Here is a 16,589-nt window from a genome sequence, read left to right as displayed (position 1 = left end):
GCCGGGTTCGTGCCCGACGTATCAGGAAGCATAGACACGGAAGCCGCGCTCCGATAGCGATTACCGCTGCCGGCCGCCGCCTGTTCCGGCCAAGCGGCTCGGGCGGCAAGCGGCTTGCGGCTTATGCGTCGCCCTGCGTTTCCTTCAGGTGTTTCAGGTGCTTGTAGACCGTCGCGCGCCCCATCCCGAGCACGTTCGCGACGTAGTTCGCCGCGCTCTTGCCGCGGAACGCGCCTTCCGCGTAGAGCGCCTCGACGAGCTCGCGCCGGTGCTCGCGCGTGAGCCCGTTCAGCCCGACCTGGCGCTCGCGCAGCCAGCCGTGCAGGAACGTGTTGATGCGTTCCTGCCAGTCGTCGCGGAACAGCTCGTCGGGCTGCGCGACGACGCCCGCGCCCTTGATGAACAGGTCGAGCGTCGCACGCACCTCGTCGAACACCGCGATGTTGAAGTTGATGCACATCATCCCGGCCGGGCGGCCTTCGTCGTCGAACAGCACGTTGCTCACGCAGCGCATCCGCCGGCCGTCCCAGTTCAGCTTCTCGTACGGGCCGATCACGCGCTCGCGTGCCGAATGATCGATTTCCTCGAGCGCGGAATCGTCGCCGATCTCGCGCTTGGACAGGTTGTTCGCGAGATACAGCACGGTCTGGTCGTGCAGGTCGTGGATCACGACTTCCGCGTACGGGAAGAACAGCGCGGCGATACCGTCGGCGATCGGCGCGTAGCGGGTGAGCAGCAGGTCTTTGACGGGGGATTGCTTCTTGCGCATCGGTGTCGCCATCTCGGGTGGGCGTGGGCCGGGCGGCGCATCGGGACGGCGTGCGGGCGCGCCGGTGGCCGGCATGCCCGTGCGCCCGCGCGCGGCCGCGGCGGCGGTTGCGCCATTGTATCGGCCCCGCGCGCGCGTGATGCTCATGCGCGCGTCAGGTGCGTGTACAGCGCGTGCGCGATCGCGATGTCCTCGAGCCCGAGGCCGATCGAGCGGAAGAACGCGTGACGCGCGCGCGACGGCGCCGCGCAGGTGCCGGCGACGAGCGCGGGAAGATCGCCGACGATCCGCTCGGCGGCCCAGCCGTGGTCGGCCGCCGCGATCTGCATCTCGCCGGCGCTCGCCGGCGTCGTGTGCCGGTAGTCGCAGTACACGTCCATGTCGGGCAGCCACGCGGGCGGGATCTCGTGCGCGCGTGCGACGTTCGTGCTGATCGACGTGACGAGCGCGGGGCGCGTGAGCATGCCGTCGCCGAGCACGGGCGTGCCTGACGACGTGCACAGCATCACGACGTCCGCGTCGCGCACGCAGGCGTCGACGCTCGCGGCGGCCCGCGCGCGCGGGTCGAGCTGCGCGAGCGTCGCCTGCAGCGCCGCGTCGCCGGCGAGCGCGGGCGAGTACACGCGGATCTTCTCCCAGTCGCGCAGCGCCGCCGTGTGCCGCAGGTGCGCGAGGCCGACCGCGCCCGCGCCGACGATCGCGAGATGGCGCGCGTCGCACGGCGCGAGGCAGTCGACCGCGAGCGCGGTCGTGCCGGCCGTGCGCTCGACGGTCAGCAGCCCCGCGTCGCACCACATCAGCGGCTGGCCGGTGCGCATCGACATCAATGCGGTCCACGCGGTGACGATGGGCTTGCCGCCCGTGACCACGTACGGCGACAGCTTCGCGCCGAACACCTGCTCGTCGGCGAGCGCGCCGAGATACGTGATGAAGTCGCCGGCCTGGTCGGGAAACAGCGTGAGGGTCTGCGGTGGCTGCACCGCGCGCGCGGAGGCGAGCGAGGCGAACATGCGGCGCAGCGTGCCGAGCACGTCGAGCGACGGCAGGGCTGCGCGCACCGCGGCTTCGTCGACGGTCAGCGGCAGGGGCGGGACGGTTTGCGTCATGGGGACATCTCCGGTCGGGGCCGGACGGCACGGTCTCGAAAGGCGGTGTCCGGCAGTGTTCGTGATGGACGAAAAGTCTAATATAGACAAACAAAAACGGGAGAATTTTTCTTTTCGGGATTTCGTATCGCTGGGGGCTCGATGAAAAACACCGAAAAATCAACGATGTTTTTGATGAGCGATGACATTCCGGCGCGGCGAGACGAGGCTCGATTCTCGTATCCCCTATAGTCTATAGTAGACTTTGAGTCTATATTTCGCATGCAGGATACGGCGTGCCGCCGTGCGGCGGCCGTCTGCATCGAATGCCGATCCGGCGCCCCGGTGCGGGCGTCGCGCGACCGCTCTTCATCGCCCCCATCGAGAACAGAAGGACCCGTCATGAACTGGAAGCTTTCCCTCTGCGCCGCCGCGGCGCTCGCGTGCGCGGCCGTCACGGCCCATGCGGAACAGACCACGCTGCGCTTCGGAATCGAAGCCGCCTATCCGCCGTTCGAGAGCAAGACGCCGGCCGGCCAGCTGCAGGGCTTCGACGTCGACATCGGCAACGCGGTGTGCGCGAAGCTGAACATGAAATGCGTGTGGGTCGAGAATTCGTTCGACGGCCTGATTCCGGCGCTGCAGGCGCGCAAGTTCGATGCGATCAACTCGGCGATGAACATCACCGCGAAGCGCCGGCAGAGCATCGACTTCACGCCGGCGATCTACGTGGTGCCGATCGTGATGGTCGCGAAGCGCGGCTCGCCGCTGCGGCCCGACGTCGCGAGCCTGCGCGGCAAGCACGTCGGCGTGCTGCAGGGCTCGTCGCAGGAGGATTTCCTGAAGGCGCACTGGGCCAATGCGGGCGTGGCCGTCGTGTCGTACCAGGATCAGGACCAGATCTACGCCGATCTCGTCGCGGGGCGTCTCGACGCGGCCGTGCAGGAAGCGCAGACCGCGCAGGACGGTTTCCTCGACAAGCCGGCCGGCCGCGACTACCAGATCGTCGGCGAGGCGCTGAAGGATCCGGCGACGCTCGGCGAAGGCACGGGCTTCGGGATGCGCAAGAACGACAAGGCGCTGCAGGCGAAGATCGTCGGCGCGCTCGATGCGCTGAAGAAGGACGGCACGCTGAGCGCGCTGTCGCAGAAGTATTTCAAGCGCGACATCGTCGCGAAGTAAGCACGGCCGCGCGCCGGCCGGCGGTGCCGGCGCGTGTCGCATCGACTTTCGACGCAGCACGGGGAAACATGGATTTCGACGTCATCGTTCTGGGGGCCGGCATCGTCGGCGTGTCGTCGGCGCTGCATCTGCAGGATCGCGGGCTGCGCGTCGCGCTCGTCGACCGGCGTGAGCCGGGCGAGGAAACGAGCCACGGCAATGCCGGGCTGATCGAGCGCTCGTCGGTCGTGCCGTATGCGTTTCCGCGCAGGCTCGGCACGCTGCTGCGCTATGCGCGCAACCGCTCGGTCGATCTCTATTGGGACTATCGCGCGCTGCCCGCGTATGCGGGCTGGCTCGCGCGCTTCTGGCGCGAATCGTCGCCGCAGCGGCTCGCGGCCGCCGCGCGGGACTTGCTGCCGCTCGTCGAGGCGAGCGTCGTCGAGCACGACGCGCTGCTCGCGCGTACCGACGCGCAGCCGCTCGTGCACGACGGCGGCTGGATCGAGGCATTCCGTTCGCCGGCGCTGTTCGACGCGGAAGCGCGCGTGCAGCAGCGTGTGGCCGACGCGCACGGGCTGCGGATGACCGTGCTCGACGCACGTGCGTTGCGCGATCGCGAGCCGGGCGTCAGCGATGCGTTTTGCGGCGCATTCCACTGGCAGGACCCGAAGACCGTGTCGAGCCCGGGCGGGCTGACGAAGGCCTATGCGCGGCTGTTCGAGCGCGACGGCGGCACCTTCGTGCTCGGCGATGCGACGACGCTCGCGCAGGTGGATGACGGCTGGCGGGTCGGTACGGCGCACGGGCCGATCTCGGCACGTTCGGCCGTGGTTGCGCTCGGGCCGTGGTCCGATCACGTGTTCGCGCCGCTCGGCTACCGGATTCCGCTGCGCGCGAAGCGCGGCTACCACATGCATTACCAGCCGACGCGCACGCCGCTCACCGTGCCCGTGTGCGATACCGAGGAGGGTTTCGTCGTCGCGCCGATGGACGGCGGCCGCCTGCGGCTCACGACCGGCGTCGAGATCGCGCTGCGCGGCGCACCGCCGACCGGCGTGCAGCTCGCGCGCGCCGAGCCGCTCGCGCGCGACGCGTTCGGCATCGGCGAACGGCTCGATCCCGAGCCGTGGCTCGGGATGCGGCCGTGCACGCCGGACATGCGTCCGGTGATCGGGCCCGCGCCGCGCCATCGCCACCTGTGGTTCGCGTTCGGCCATTGTCATCACGGGCTCACGCTGGGCCCCGCGACCGGGCGCCTGCTCGCCGAGATGATGACGGGCGCGCCGACCTATATCGATCCCCATCCGTACCGGCCCGCGCGTTTCGGCTGAACCTGCGGCGCGGCGATGCGGCCCCGGCCGCCGTCGCGCGCGTCGCTCCCGTGCTCCGGTCGCAATGCGGCCGTCACAGTTTTTCATTCGGCTGTCCACATTGTCGAAAGCTGCGCAATCGGAAATGATCTGCGTAATCGACCGGAAAGAAATCGTGCAATAAATAAAATCAGCAAATTCGCGATTCATCAATGCATTTTCATATTGCTGAAATGCGCAATTGGCAGCCGGCGATGACGACGCCGGGCACGGTCCCGACCGGACGTTCCAGTGTTACGCGAATGTACCGGAACACGTTACCACGGGGCTCGCAAACGTTACGTTACATCCGCGCTCCGTCGGCCAGTTTCGTCAGATGATTCGAACTCCGCAACCCGCGTATTTCGCCGGAAATCGATTAAAAAAGCGTTATTGCGAGGCAATAGGCAGACGAATCAATCCCGTTTTTTGAATTGGCACGCTTCATGCAATCCGTCCCCATGCTTTATCAACGTAGTGCCAACCGAGATGGGGTAAATAAGGATGGGACAAAATCTTAAATTGACGGGTGTGGCGCTGTCGGTCGCGACGGTGTTCGGGGTACTCGCTTCCGGTTCAGCCGTGGCGGGGGTTCTCGATGCGCTGCCGATTCCGCAGGTGATCGTCAATCCGCCGACGAACAGCGTATCGGTCGGGCTGGTCGCGACGGGCACGTCGCCGCTGGGTTCGGTCACGGTGGCCGCGGGCGGGTCGGGCTCGATCCAGACGTCGCTCGGCGATCCCGGCCAGGTGCTGTCGGGTGCGGTGGGCGCGGTGACGGGCGCACTCGGCGGTGGCGGCGGCACGGTGACGCCGCTCGCGCCGGTGCAGGGCCTGGTGAACCAGGTGACGGGTGCGCTTAGCGGCGGCAACCCGGCAGGTGCGTTGACCGGTGCGCTGAATACGGCGACGGGGACGCTGAGCAATGCGGTTGGCACGGTAACGGGCGCGCTGGGCAGCGTCGGCGGTGGGGCGAACCCGCTGGCGCCGGTTCAAGGCGTGGTGAATCAGGTGACGGGTGCGCTCGGCAGCGGCAACCCGGCAGGCGCGTTGACCGGTGCACTCGGCACGGTGACCGGTGCGCTGGGTGGCGTCGGCGGTGGGGCGAACCCGCTGGCGCCGGTTCAAGGCGTGGTGAATCAGGTGACGGGTGCGCTCGGCAGCGGCAACCCGGCAGGCGCGCTGACCGGCGCTCTCGGCACGGTCACGGGCGCACTGGGCAACATCGGCGGCGCGGGCAGCCCGCTGGCGCCGGTCCAGGGCGTGGTGAATCAGGTCACGGGTGCGTTGAGTGGCGGTAACCCGGCCGGTGCGTTGACCGGCGCATTGAATACGGCGACCGGCGCGCTGAGCAACGCGGTTGGTACGGTGACGGGTGCACTGGGTAGCGTTGGTGGTGGCTCGAATCCGCTGGCGCCGGTCCAAGGCGTCGTGAACCAAGTCACGGGCGCACTCGGTAGCGGCAACCCGGCAGGCGCACTGACGGGTGCTCTCGGCACGGTCACTGGCGCACTGGGCAACATCGGCGGCGCGGGGAGCCCGCTGGCACCGGTTCAAGGCGTTGTGAATCAAGTCACGGGTGCACTTGGTAGCGGCAACCCGGCAGGCGCACTGACTGGTGCCCTCGGCACGGTTACGGGTGCACTGGGCAACATCGGTGGCGCGGGTAGCCCGCTGGCGCCGGTTCAAGGCGTCGTGAATCAAGTCACGGGCGCACTCGGTAGCGGCAACCCGGCAGGCGCACTGACCGGCGCGCTCGGTACGGTTACGGGTGCACTGGGCAACATCGGTGGCGCGGGTAGCCCGCTGGCGCCGGTTCAAGGCGTCGTGAATCAAGTCACGGGCGCACTCGGTAGCGGCAACCCGGCAGGCGCACTGACCGGCGCGCTCGGTACGGTCACGGGTGCACTGGGCAACATCGGCGGCGCGGGCAGCCCGCTGGCGCCGGTTCAAGGCGTCGTGAACCAAGTCACGGGTGCACTTGGCAGCGGCAACCCGGCAGGCGCGCTGACTGGTGCCCTCGGCACGGTCACGGGTGCACTGGGCAACCTCGGCGGTGCGGGCAGCCCGCTAGCGCCGGTTCAAGGCGTCGTGAATCAAGTCACGGGCGCACTCGGTAGCGGCAACCCGGCAGGCGCACTGACTGGCGCGCTCGGCACGGTAACGGGTGCACTGGGCAACATCGGTGGCGCGGGCAGCCCGCTGGCGCCGGTCCAAGGCGTGGTGAACCAAGTCACGGGCGCACTCGGTAGCGGCAACCCGGCAGGCGCACTGACCGGCGCCCTCGGCACGGTCACCGGCGCACTGGGCAACCTCGGCGGCGCCTCGAACCCGCTGGCGCCGATCCAGAGCGTCGTCGACCAGGTCACTGGCACGCTCGGCAGCGGCAACCCGGCCGGCGCACTGAGCAACGCGGTCAACACGATCACGGGCACGCTCGGCAACGTCGGCGGCGCGGGCGGCCCGCTGGCACCGGTCCAGGGCGTCGTTACGCAACTCGCCGGCACGCTCGGCAACGGCGATCCGGCCGGTGCGCTGACGGGCGCGCTGAACTCGGTGACGGGCGCACTCGGCAACCTCGGCGGCTCGAACCCGCTGGCGCCGGTGCAAGGCGTCGTGAACCAGGTCGTCGGCACGCTGTCGGGTGCCGGTGGCGGCAGCCCGATCGCACCGATCACGAACCTCGTCAACGGTCTGCAGAACGCGTTGCCCACGGGCAATGCAGCCGGCGCACTGACCGGCGCACTCGGTTCGGTGACGGGCGCGCTCGGCAACCTCGGCGGGTCCAATCCGCTGGCTCCGGTGCAGGGCGTCGTGAACCAGGTCGTCGGCACGCTCGGCGGCAGCAACGCGGCCGGTACGCTGACCAACGCGGTCGGCACGGCCACGGGCGCACTGGGCAACGCGGTCGGCTCCGTCGTGGGCGCGCTCGGCAGCGGTAATCCGGCCGGCGCACTGACGGGCGCGCTGAACTCGGTGACGGGCACGCTCGGCAACCTCGGCGGCTCGAACCCGCTGGCGCCGGTGCAAGGCGTCGTGAACCAGGTCGTCGGCACGCTGACGGGCGCGGCGGGCAGCAACCCGATCGCACCGATCACGAACCTCGTGAGCGGCCTGACGGGCGGCAGCAACCCGGCCGGCGCACTGACCGGTGCACTTGGCTCGGTGACGGGCGCACTCGCGAACGGTCCGGCAGCCCTCGGGCAGGCGGCCGGCGCGCTGACGGGTGCGGCCGGTTCGGCGGCTTCGGCGGGCGGCAGCCTGCTCGGCTCGGGCGCGAACGCGGCCGGCGGCACGGCGGGCGCGGTCGGCTCGCTGCTGACGACGGGCGCCAATGCGACGGCAACGGTCGTCAATTCGGTCGGCACGGCGGTCGGTACGACGCTCGGCTCCGCGCCGGGCCTGTCGGTCACGCCGCATTCGGGCACCGGCACGGCGAACAATCCGCTCGCACCGGTGACGTCGCTGCTCCAGTCGCTGACGGGCGCACTGCCGAGGTAATCGGCCCGATCGCGCGGCGGCGTATCGGCCGCCGCGCGAAACGGGACGCGCAACGCGGCATGACAGGAATGTCATGCCGCGTTTTCTTTGGGTTTCCCGGTTTCTTTCGTCGCACGAATGGCCGATGCGGGGCCGCATGGAATAACCGGCCGCCGCCGTCCGTTTACATACCGAGTCCCGGCACGACCGGCCGGCGGGATAATGATCGCGATGAAGCCGATCGTCCCGTCCGGCGCCGCGGTGTCGCGATGCCAGGCCAAGGAGAACGGGAATGAAACGGATACTTTTCGCTGCCGCGCTGACCGCGGCGATCGTGCAGCCGGCGGCCGCGGAGCCGCCACAGGCCGCCGCCGGGAAACTGGTCGACGAAGATCACATGACGCTGTACGTGTTCGATCGCGACGCGCCCGGCAAGAGCGCGTGCGACAGCGCCTGCGCGACCAATTGGCCGCCTGCGATCGCCGATGCGTACGACAAGGCGTCGGGCGCGTGGAGCCTCGTCGCGCGCGACGATGGCAAGAAGCAATGGGCGTACCACGGGCGCCCGCTGTATCGCTGGAAGATGGACCACAAGGCCGGCGAAATGGGCGGCGACGGGATCGGCGGCATGTGGCACGTCGCGCGTCCGTGACGGCGCGGCGGCGCGCGAGGCATCCTGATGAGCTATGAATCGGATCTGCTGGTGTGGTTGCCGCATCTCACGCGCTATGCGCGCGCGCTGACGGGCGACCGGGCCTGGGCGGACGATCTCGTGCAGGACACGCTCGAGCGTGCGCTGAACCGGCCGCCGCGCGACGGCGGCAACCTGCGCGCATGGCTGCTGACGCTGCTGCGGCACCGCTTCATCGACCAGTTGCGCGCGCGCCACGAGATCGCGGTCGACGACGCGACGGCGCCATGGCAAACCATGGCCGCGCCGACCGGCGAGATCGGCGGGCTGATGCTGCGCGACGTGCAGCGTGCGCTGTACCGGCTGCCCGTCGAGCAGCGCGAGGTGCTGCTGCTGGTCGCACTCGAAGAGTTGAGTTATCGCGACGCCGCGCAGGTGCTCGGCGTGCCGGTGGGAACGGTGATGTCGCGGCTCGCGCGGGCGCGCGGCCAGATGCGCGCACTGCTGTCGGACGAGCCGTCTGCGCACGGTTCGGCCGCGTTACGGGTGATCGGGAAGACATGATGGATGATTCGCGCAAGCCTTCGAACGATCGGGACGACGATGCGTCGGCGCAACTGCTGTCCGCGTTGCTGGATGGCGAGCTGTCCGGAAACGAGCGCCGCGAGGTGCTCGAGCGCCTGCAATCCGATCCGGAGGAAGCCGAACGATTCGCGCATTACCGCGCGCAGCGCGATGCGCTGCAGGCGCTGTTCCCGTTGCCTGGCGCGGCGTCGGCGCTGTTCGTGCAGCGCCGCCTGTCGCGCCGGCGCGGTATCGCGTACGCGTGCGCGGGGCTGGCGGCCGGGCTGCTGATCGGCATCGCGCTGCATGCGGGTTGGACGGCGTTCGGCAGCGAACCGGCGTTCGCCGCGCGCGCGGATGTCGCGTATGCGGTGTACGCGGCCGATCGCGAGGATCCGGTCGAGGTCGGCGCGGGCGATCGCGGCCGTCTCGACGCGTGGCTGTCGGCGCGGGTGGGGCGGCCGGTGCGCGCGCCGTCGCTCGACGAATACGGCTATGCACTGCTCGGCGGCCGGTTGCTGCCCGGCGAAGCGGGGCCGGCCGCGCAGCTCATGTATCAGCGCGCCGACGGCGAGCGCGTGACGCTGTACATGACCGCGTACGACGCGCGGCGCCTCGCGCCGCAGGCGATGTCGGCCGACGGCCGCTACACGTATTTCTGGTCGGATCGCGGCATGGGTTATGCGCTGTCCGGCCGCGGCGACGAACGGCGCCTGCGCGAGCTCGCGATCGAGGCGTGCGGCGCGCTCGGCGGCTCGACCGATGCGTGGAAAGGATGACGCGCGTAGCGCCCGCAGGGAGCACGCGATGAAGACGATGGCGAAGATGCTGGTGCCGGCGATGCTTGCCGCAAGCGTCGCGCTCGCGCGGGCGGACGGCGACGCGCCGGTGCGCGTGCCGGTCGACGCCGACGGCGTGCAGCGGGTGGCGATCGTCGGCGGCAGCTATTTCTTCCGGCCGAACCACGTGATCGTGCGCGCGCACGTGCCGGTCGAGCTGACCGTGTCGACCGAGCCCGGCCTGGTGCCGCACAGCTTCGAGATCGACGCGCCGCAGGCCGGCATCGCGGTGCACACCGAACTCGGCACGACGCCGAAGACCTTTCGCTTCACCCCTGCGCAGCCGGGCCGGTTCGCCTACTATTGCACGCATCGGCTGCTGTTCCTCAGGAGCCATCGCGAGCGCGGGATGGAAGGCGTGCTCGACGTCGAGGCGGCGCCGTGATCGCCGCGTTGCTGGCCGCGAGCCTGATAGGAGCGAGCATGACCGCCGATCCCGTGACCGTCGCGCAGGCGCATTTCGACCACGTCCGCTCGTACCGCGCGACGATCCGCTCGTCGGCGCGCGGCGGCGAACACACCGAAATCCATTACGCGTACCTGAAACCCGGCTTCGTGCGGATGGATTTCGTGTCGCCGCATCACGGCGCGGTGCTCGCCTACGATCCCGGCGACGGCAAGGTGCGGCTGCGCCCGTTCGGCGCGCACGCGCCGCCCGCGCTGACGCTGTCGCCGTCCAATCCGCTCGTGCGCGACCGCAGCGGCCACCGGGTCGACCGGTCGGACGTCGGCGAACTGCTGCGCAACGTTCATGCGCTGCAGCAAGGCGGCGCGACGGTGACCGAAGGCGAGGAGGCCGTCGGCGGCCGGACCGCGCTGCGCGTGTCGGTCACCGGCGCGCCCGCGCACGCGGTCGACGGCGTGCATCGCTACCGGCTGTGGCTCGACACCGAGGATGGCTTTCCGCTGAAGGTCGTGAGCTTCGCGGACGATGGTGACGAGCCGCTCGAAACCGTGACGCTCGACGATGTCGAGATCGACGTCGCGTTTCCCGAGCGCTTCTTTTCGCCCTGACCCCGTTCCCGTTTCCGTTCCCGTTTCATGCCCGCGACGGGCATGCCGGAGGCTGCATGGCGCAATACCGGTTCTCGACGACCTGGCGCGTGGACGCACCGCTCGCGGCGGTCTGGGACGCGATCTACCAGGTCGACCGCTGGCCCGACTGGTGGAAGGGCGCCGTGCGCACCGTCGAGATCGAGCCGGGCGACGCACGCGGCGTCGGCGCGCTGCACCGGTACACGTGGAAGGGCGCGCTGCCGTACCGGCTGACCTTCGATATGCGCGTGCGGCGCGTCGAGCCGCCGCATGCGCTCGAAGGCCGTGCGAGCGGCGCGATCGAAGGCGACGGACGCTGGTCGTTCGCCGCCGACGGCGCACGCACGGTCGTGCGCTACGACTGGCACATCCGTACGCACCTGAAGTGGATGAACTGGCTGGAGCCGGTCGCGCGCCCGCTGTTCAGATGGAATCACGACGTCGTGATGCGCGAAGGCGCGAAGGGCCTTGCGCGGCGGCTGGGCGCGTCGGTCGAGACCGACGGCCGGATTTATGCGCCTGTAGCCGGCGCGGGCTGTGCCGATGCGTGAGCGCGGCGCGCGGCCCGCTCAGCGCGCGTACGCCATCACCGCTCCGTCGACGACCAGCGCGACGCGCTCGCCGACGGTCGGGCACCGATGCCCCGGCACGCGCGCACGCACGAACGTGTCGGCGTCGGCATCGAGACGCACGAGCACGTCGGCGTCCTGGCCGGCGAACTGCGCAGCTTCGACGCGCGCCGTATGGCCGCGCGCGGCGTCGACGTGCGCAGCCGGCACGATGCCGATCTGTTCGGGGCGCAGCATCGCATCGGCGGGCCCGTCGGGCAGCGGCGCGACGAGCGGCAGCTCGCCGAGCGCGCACGTGATGCGCCCGCCGTGCACGCGGCCCGCGAGCAGCACGGCCTGCCCAACGAACGACGCGACGTCGCGCGTGACGGGCTGCCGGTACAGCATCTGCGGCGCGGCCGTTTGCACGAGCCGGCCTTGCCACATCACCGCCACTTCGTCGCCGAGCGTCATCGCCTCGGGCTGGTCGTGCGTGACGAGCACCGAGGTCGCGCCCGCCGCGGCGAGCGCATCCGCGACCGCGCTGCGCGTTTCGTGCCGCAGCGACGTGTCGAGCGCGGAGAACGGTTCGTCGAGGATCACGAGCGACGGCTCGGGCGCCAGCGCGCGCGCGAGCGCGACGCGCTGCTGCTGACCGCCGGACAGTTGCTGCGGCACGCGGCTCGCATACGACGCGGGCAGCCCGACCATTTCGAGCAGTTCGTCGACGCGATGATGGCGCCGCCGTGCCGCGCGCGGCAGCCCGAACGCGATGTTGTCGGCCACCGACAGGTGCGGAAACAGCGCGCCTTCCTGCGGCACGTAGCCGATCCGCCGCTGCTCGGGCGGCAGGTGCACGTCGGGTGCGGCCACGCGGCGCCCGTCGATCTCGACGGTGCCGCGCTCGGCGCGCTCGAAGCCGCACAGCACGCGCAGCAGCGTCGTCTTGCCGCTGCCCGACGGGCCGAGCAACGCGAGGCGCGAGCCGCGCCGCACCGTGAGATCGATGTCGTGCAGGACGGTATGCGATCCGAACGATTTCGACAGGCCGTGGATGCGTAGTTCGCTCATGAGCGGTTCCGGGGAAAAGGGGCGGCGCTCAGTCGCGCACCGACGCGCGGCCGAGCAGCAGGAACAGCAGGCCCGACGCGCCCAGCGACAGCGCGACGAGGAGCGCCGCATACGGCGCCGCGGCCGCGAACGCGAGCGTCGCCGTATCGCTCCACACCTGCGTCGCGAGCGTGCGGGTGCCGATCGGCGACAGCAGCAGCGTCGCGTTGAGTTCCGTCACGACCGAGATGAACACCATCGTCGCGGCCGCGCCGAGGCCGGGCGCCGCGAGCGGCAGCACCACGCGCGTGAGCGTCGCGCGCCAGCCGAGGCCGAGCGAGCGCGCGGTTTCCTCGAGCCGGACCTGCACGTGCGACAGCGCGGCGCGCACGCTGACGACCGCGAGCGGCAGGAACAGGATCGCGTACGCGCCGACCAGCGCCGGTGCGCTCTGGTAGAGCGGCTGCAGCAGCCGCACCGTGAGCGACACGATTGCGAGTGCGACGACGATGCCCGGCACGCCCTGCACGGTCATCGCCGTGCGTTCGAGCAGCGTTGCGACGCGGCCCGGATATCGGACCAGCAGGAACGCGAGCGGCAGCGCGAGCAGCGTCGTGACGGCCGCGGCGACGAGACCGTAGCCGCTCGATGCGAGCGCGGTCTGCCACAGCAGCTCGGGCGATACGTCGGCCGGCGTGACGGCGGCCGCGCCCTGTTGCGTGAGCCAGTAGCCGATCATCCCGAGCGGCACGCCGAGCGTCGCGGCCGCGAGCGCGGCGAATGCCGCGGCGGCGGGGAGGCGCCAGCGTCCGAGCGGGTAGCGCATCGCGACGCGGCGCGCCGCGCGATGCGTATGACCGTAACGTGCATGGCCGCGCGCGCGCGCCTCGATCGCGAGGCACAGCAGGCACAGCGCGATCAGCACGCAACCGAGCAGCGATGCGCCGCCGCCGTCGAACGCGGTGCGGTATTCCGCGTAGATCTCGGTCGTGAACGTGCGAAATCGCAGCAACTGGAACGCGCCGAACTCGGACAGCACGCCGAGCGCGACGAGCAGCATCCCGCCGCACAGCGCGGGGCGCAGTTGCGGCAGCACGACGCGAAAGAACGTATGCCACGGCGAGCAGCCGAGCGTGCGCGCGCTTTCTTCGAGCGCGGGGTCGAGCTCGCGCAACGCGGCGGCCACCGGCAGGTAGACGAGCGGAAAGTACGCGGAGGTCAGCACGATCAGCGCGCCGAGGAAATCCTGCAGGTCGAGGCTCAGCGACACCCACGCGTAGCTCGTGATGAACGGCGGCACCGCGAGCGGCGCCGCGGCGAGCGCGGTCCACAGCGGCCGGGCGGGCAGGTCCGTGCGCTCGATGAACCACGCGAGCGCAGTGCCGAGCAGCGCGCACGCGACGGTGGCGGCGAGCGTGATCGACAGCGTGTTGACGAGCAGTTCGCCGACGAGCGGCCGCCACAGCAGCTCGATCGCGTCGTCGAAGCCGAAGGTCGCCGCGCGATACAGCGTGAAGCCGAGCGGCAGCAGGATCGCGAGCGGCCCGCACGCGGCCGCGGCGACGAGCGCGCGCGACGGGCGCCGCCGCGTCGCGGTGCGCTTGCCGTCGCGTGCGGCGCGCGCCGTGCGGGACACGGCGTCGCTCATGCTCAGAGCAGGCCGGCCTGGCGCAGCAGCTTGCCGGCCTGGCTATCGTCGCCGAGCTGTTCGAACGTCAGCGCCGGCGGGCTCAGTTCGTTGAACGGCTTCAGGATCGGGTCGGGTGCGACGCCCGGATGCAGCGGGTACTCGAAGCTGATGTGGCCGCCCGCCATCAGCTTCTGCGCGCGCTCGCTGACGAGATACGCGACGAACTTCTGCGCGTCGGCCTGGTGCTTCGACGCCTTCAGCACCGCGGCGCCGGACACGTTGACGGCTGCGCCGACGTCGTGATTGCCGAAATGGTGGATCGCGCTCTTCGTCGACTTGTCGCCGAGCTCGGCGTGCAGGCGGTCCCAGTAGTAGTTGTTGATGATGCCGGTCAGCACGCCGCCGCGATTGACGGCCGCCGTCACGCCTTCGTCGTCGTCGAAGATCTGCGCGTTGGTCTTCAGGCCCTTCAGCCATTGCAGCGTCGCGGCTTCGCCGTGCAGCGCGAGCACCGCGCTCACGAGCGGCAGGAAGTCGGCATCGCTCGGCGCGACACCGACCTTGCCTTTCCATTCCGGCTTCGCGAGATCGAGCAGCGACGCGGGCAGTTGCTGCGGCTGCAGCTTCGCCGTGTTGTAGACGAGCACGTTCTCGCGCGCGAGCACGCCGACCCAGTTGCCGTCGGCCGGGTTGAAGCGCGCGGGCACCGCCTGCAGCGCGGCGCCGTCGGTCTTCGCGAGCAGGCCCTTGCGGTCGAGCAGCACGAGCTCGGGCGAATTCTCGGTGAAGTACACGTCGGCCGGCGTGCGATCGCCTTCCGCGACGAGCTGCGCGGCGAGCGCCGGGCCTTCGCCCGAGCGCACCTTCACGGTGATGCCGCTTTGCGCTTCGAAGTCCTTGACGAGCTGGTTGACGACCTGTTCGTGCTGCGCGTTGTACAGCGTGAGCGTCGCGGCATGCGCGCGCGCGGCGTGCAGCGCGCCGGTCAGCATGAGTGCGGCGGCGGCCGCGGAGATCAGGTGCCGCAGCGGGCGGCTAACGGGTGAGGTCTTCATGTCGTCGTCGTGGGTTGCATCCGGCCGGGCCGGAAAAAAGAGGCGTTGGGTGCGGTGCTTGCCGTTGCGTCGTTACGCTTCGAACAGCGCGGCGCCGATGTACGAACCAGGTTGCGCGCCCGGCGGGCACGCGAAGATCGCGCTGCCGACGTGCGTGGTGAACTGGTTCATGATGTCCAGCTTCGCGAGCTTCTCGTTGATCGGAATGAAACCCTTGCGCGGATCGCGCTGGTGCGCGACGAACATCAGCCCCGCGTCGTACTCGGTCTGCTGGCGCCACGGCGGCCAGCGCTCGATGTAGAAGTTCGCGCTGTCGTTGTACGAATACGCGCGGCGCAGGATCTGCGCGCCGTTGTTGAGTTGCGGCGAGGCGAGACGCGCGTGCGCGTTGTCGGGGATCACCGAATTGCCGTCCTTGTCGACCGCGTCGAGGTCGAGCGCTTCGAATTCCTGCTTGCCGCCGAGCGGCGCGCCGCTGTACTTCTTGCGGCCGAACACCTGCTCCTGGAAGCCGAGCTCGGTGTTGTCCCAGTGTTCGAGCGTGATGCGGATGCGGCGCACGACCGTATAGGTGCCGCCGTTCATCCACGCCGGGCCTTCGCTGCCGGCCCACACGAATTCGTTCATCGTGGCCGGATCGTCGCGCGACGGGTTCATCGTGCCGTCCTTGAAACCCATCAGGTTGCGCGGCGTCTCGCCCGGCTTGCCGGACGTGAAGCCGGCCTGGCCCCAGCGCATCTGCACGGTCTTGCCGCCGAGGCGTACGAGCTGGCGCACCGCATGGAACGCGACCTGCGCGTCGTTCGCGCACGCCTGGATGAACAGGTCGCCGCCGGTCTTTTCCGGAATCAGCTGGTCGCCGTTGAAGCGCGGCAGATCGACGAGCGCGGCCGGGCGCTGCTTCGCGAGGCCGTAGCGGTCCTTGCCCGCGACCGCGAACAGGCCGGGCCCGAAGCCGAACGTGATCGTCAGTCGCGACGCGCCGATACCGAGCGCGTCGCCCGAGTCGGGTGGCACCGCTTCGTCGCCGCCGGTCGCCGGCAGCGGCTGCGCGGTGTCGCCGCGCGTCAGGCGCGCGGCCGCGTCGGTCCACGTCTTCAGCAGCGCGATCACGTCGGCGCGTTTGTCGGTCGAGAGGTCGAGCGCCGCGAAATACGCGTTGCGCTGCTGCGGCGTCGTGATGCCGCTCTGGTGCTTGCCGTAGAACGGCTCGAGGTCGTCGTCGTGCGCGTGCGCGTCGGGCGCGGCCGGGGCGGCGGTGTCGGCCGCGCGCGCGGCCGGCATCGTGCCCGCGGCGAGGCCCGCGGCCACCGCCGCGCCACCGGCTTTCAGGAAGCCGCGGCGCGCGGGGCGCGACGGCGGGTTTTGATCGTCTGCCATGATTCGGCTC

At 70.3% G+C, this 16,589-nt stretch carries 15 protein-coding genes; 9 read left to right on the top strand and 6 right to left on the bottom strand.

Features of this window, described 5'->3' with window-relative positions:
* Window positions 1-121 precede the first annotated feature (121 nt).
* The gene (locus BBJ41_RS07945) at window positions 122-916 is read right to left on the bottom strand and encodes a helix-turn-helix transcriptional regulator (RefSeq protein WP_069746052.1); all 795 of its coding nucleotides are present in this window, start codon (window positions 914-916) and stop codon (window positions 122-124) included.
* Window positions 913-1,875 (bottom strand): ornithine cyclodeaminase family protein, encoded by a 963-nt coding sequence (locus tag BBJ41_RS07940; RefSeq protein ID WP_069746051.1) that lies wholly within the window; start codon window positions 1,873-1,875, stop codon window positions 913-915. Before BBJ41_RS07940 ends, BBJ41_RS07945 begins: the two co-directional genes overlap by 4 nt.
* Window positions 1,876-2,256: 381 nt before the next feature.
* Between BBJ41_RS07940 and BBJ41_RS07935 the strand changes: the two genes are divergently transcribed.
* The 9 genes from BBJ41_RS07935 (at window position 2,257) to BBJ41_RS07895 (ending at window position 11,467) form a co-directional block, all read left to right on the top strand.
* Window positions 2,257-3,036, top strand: a complete 780-nt coding sequence (locus BBJ41_RS07935) for an ABC transporter substrate-binding protein (protein WP_069746050.1) — start codon at window positions 2,257-2,259, stop codon at window positions 3,034-3,036.
* 68 nt (window positions 3,037-3,104) lie between these two features.
* On the top strand, window positions 3,105-4,349 hold the full coding sequence (locus BBJ41_RS07930) for an NAD(P)/FAD-dependent oxidoreductase (protein WP_069746049.1): 1,245 nt from the start codon (window positions 3,105-3,107) through the stop codon (window positions 4,347-4,349).
* Window positions 4,350-4,871: 522 nt separating this feature from the next.
* Complete coding sequence (locus tag BBJ41_RS07925) at window positions 4,872-7,868, top strand: beta strand repeat-containing protein (protein WP_069746048.1); 2,997 nt, start codon at window positions 4,872-4,874, stop codon at window positions 7,866-7,868.
* A gap of 271 nt (window positions 7,869-8,139) precedes the next feature.
* Window positions 8,140-8,499 carry a COG4315 family predicted lipoprotein gene (locus tag BBJ41_RS07920; RefSeq protein ID WP_069746047.1) on the top strand — a complete coding sequence of 120 codons (360 nt, stop codon included), beginning with the start codon at window positions 8,140-8,142 and terminating at the stop codon, window positions 8,497-8,499.
* A 27-nt stretch (window positions 8,500-8,526) separates the two neighbouring features.
* The gene (locus BBJ41_RS07915) at window positions 8,527-9,042 is read left to right on the top strand and encodes a sigma-70 family RNA polymerase sigma factor (RefSeq protein WP_069746046.1); all 516 of its coding nucleotides are present in this window, start codon (window positions 8,527-8,529) and stop codon (window positions 9,040-9,042) included.
* On the top strand, window positions 9,039-9,821 hold the full coding sequence (locus BBJ41_RS07910; protein ID WP_069746045.1) for an anti-sigma factor family protein: 783 nt from the start codon (window positions 9,039-9,041) through the stop codon (window positions 9,819-9,821). Before BBJ41_RS07915 ends, BBJ41_RS07910 begins: the two co-directional genes overlap by 4 nt.
* Window positions 9,822-9,849: 28 nt before the next feature.
* Window positions 9,850-10,266, top strand: coding sequence for a cupredoxin domain-containing protein (locus BBJ41_RS07905; protein ID WP_069746044.1), 417 nt, complete (start codon window positions 9,850-9,852; stop codon window positions 10,264-10,266).
* On the top strand, window positions 10,263-10,895 hold the full coding sequence (locus BBJ41_RS07900; RefSeq protein WP_069746043.1) for a LolA family protein: 633 nt from the start codon (window positions 10,263-10,265) through the stop codon (window positions 10,893-10,895). Before BBJ41_RS07905 ends, BBJ41_RS07900 begins: the two co-directional genes overlap by 4 nt.
* 56 nt (window positions 10,896-10,951) lie before the next feature.
* The gene (locus BBJ41_RS07895) at window positions 10,952-11,467 is read left to right on the top strand and encodes an SRPBCC family protein (protein ID WP_069746042.1); all 516 of its coding nucleotides are present in this window, start codon (window positions 10,952-10,954) and stop codon (window positions 11,465-11,467) included.
* 18 nt (window positions 11,468-11,485) lie between these two features.
* On the opposite strand, the gene BBJ41_RS07890 is transcribed toward BBJ41_RS07895, so the two are convergent.
* From BBJ41_RS07890 to efeB, 4 genes are all read right to left on the bottom strand, one after another.
* Window positions 11,486-12,535, bottom strand: coding sequence for an ABC transporter ATP-binding protein (locus BBJ41_RS07890; RefSeq protein WP_069746041.1), 1,050 nt, complete (start codon window positions 12,533-12,535; stop codon window positions 11,486-11,488).
* A gap of 28 nt (window positions 12,536-12,563) precedes the next feature.
* Window positions 12,564-14,162 carry an ABC transporter permease gene (locus BBJ41_RS07885; RefSeq protein ID WP_069746040.1) on the bottom strand — a complete coding sequence of 533 codons (1,599 nt, stop codon included), beginning with the start codon at window positions 14,160-14,162 and terminating at the stop codon, window positions 12,564-12,566.
* A gap of 2 nt (window positions 14,163-14,164) precedes the next feature.
* Complete coding sequence (locus BBJ41_RS07880; protein WP_069746039.1) at window positions 14,165-15,199, bottom strand: iron ABC transporter substrate-binding protein; 1,035 nt, start codon at window positions 15,197-15,199, stop codon at window positions 14,165-14,167.
* Between the two features lie 72 nt (window positions 15,200-15,271).
* On the bottom strand, window positions 15,272-16,579 hold the full coding sequence (efeB, locus tag BBJ41_RS07875) for an iron uptake transporter deferrochelatase/peroxidase subunit (RefSeq protein WP_069746038.1): 1,308 nt from the start codon (window positions 16,577-16,579) through the stop codon (window positions 15,272-15,274).
* Window positions 16,580-16,589 lie beyond the last annotated feature (10 nt).

Origin of the sequence: Burkholderia stabilis (genome assembly GCF_001742165.1) — a bacterium.
Classification (GTDB): Bacteria; Pseudomonadota; Gammaproteobacteria; order Burkholderiales; family Burkholderiaceae; genus Burkholderia; species Burkholderia stabilis.
The sequence above is the reverse complement of the archived record's forward strand: the minus strand, read 5'-3'. Positions and strand labels throughout refer to the sequence as shown.

Excerpts from the sequence above, each read along its gene's own strand:
- BBJ41_RS07945 (WP_069746052.1), bottom strand. The coding sequence starts at position 916 with ATGAGCATCACGCGCGCGCGGGGCCGATACAATGGCGCAACCGCCGCC.
- BBJ41_RS07940 (WP_069746051.1), bottom strand. The coding sequence starts at position 1,875 with ATGACGCAAACCGTCCCGCCCCTGCCGCTGACCGTCGACGAAGCCGCG.
- BBJ41_RS07935 (WP_069746050.1), top strand. The coding sequence starts at position 2,257 with ATGAACTGGAAGCTTTCCCTCTGCGCCGCCGCGGCGCTCGCGTGCGCG.
- BBJ41_RS07930 (WP_069746049.1), top strand. The coding sequence starts at position 3,105 with ATGGATTTCGACGTCATCGTTCTGGGGGCCGGCATCGTCGGCGTGTCG.
- BBJ41_RS07925 (WP_069746048.1), top strand. The coding sequence starts at position 4,872 with ATGGGACAAAATCTTAAATTGACGGGTGTGGCGCTGTCGGTCGCGACG.
- BBJ41_RS07920 (WP_069746047.1), top strand. The coding sequence starts at position 8,140 with ATGAAACGGATACTTTTCGCTGCCGCGCTGACCGCGGCGATCGTGCAG.
- BBJ41_RS07915 (WP_069746046.1), top strand. The coding sequence starts at position 8,527 with ATGAGCTATGAATCGGATCTGCTGGTGTGGTTGCCGCATCTCACGCGC.
- BBJ41_RS07910 (WP_069746045.1), top strand. The coding sequence starts at position 9,039 with ATGATGGATGATTCGCGCAAGCCTTCGAACGATCGGGACGACGATGCG.
- BBJ41_RS07905 (WP_069746044.1), top strand. The coding sequence starts at position 9,850 with ATGAAGACGATGGCGAAGATGCTGGTGCCGGCGATGCTTGCCGCAAGC.
- BBJ41_RS07895 (WP_069746042.1), top strand. The coding sequence starts at position 10,952 with ATGGCGCAATACCGGTTCTCGACGACCTGGCGCGTGGACGCACCGCTC.
- BBJ41_RS07890 (WP_069746041.1), bottom strand. The coding sequence starts at position 12,535 with ATGAGCGAACTACGCATCCACGGCCTGTCGAAATCGTTCGGATCGCAT.
- BBJ41_RS07885 (WP_069746040.1), bottom strand. The coding sequence starts at position 14,162 with ATGAGCGACGCCGTGTCCCGCACGGCGCGCGCCGCACGCGACGGCAAG.
- BBJ41_RS07880 (WP_069746039.1), bottom strand. The coding sequence starts at position 15,199 with ATGAAGACCTCACCCGTTAGCCGCCCGCTGCGGCACCTGATCTCCGCG.
- efeB (WP_069746038.1), bottom strand. The coding sequence starts at position 16,579 with ATGGCAGACGATCAAAACCCGCCGTCGCGCCCCGCGCGCCGCGGCTTC.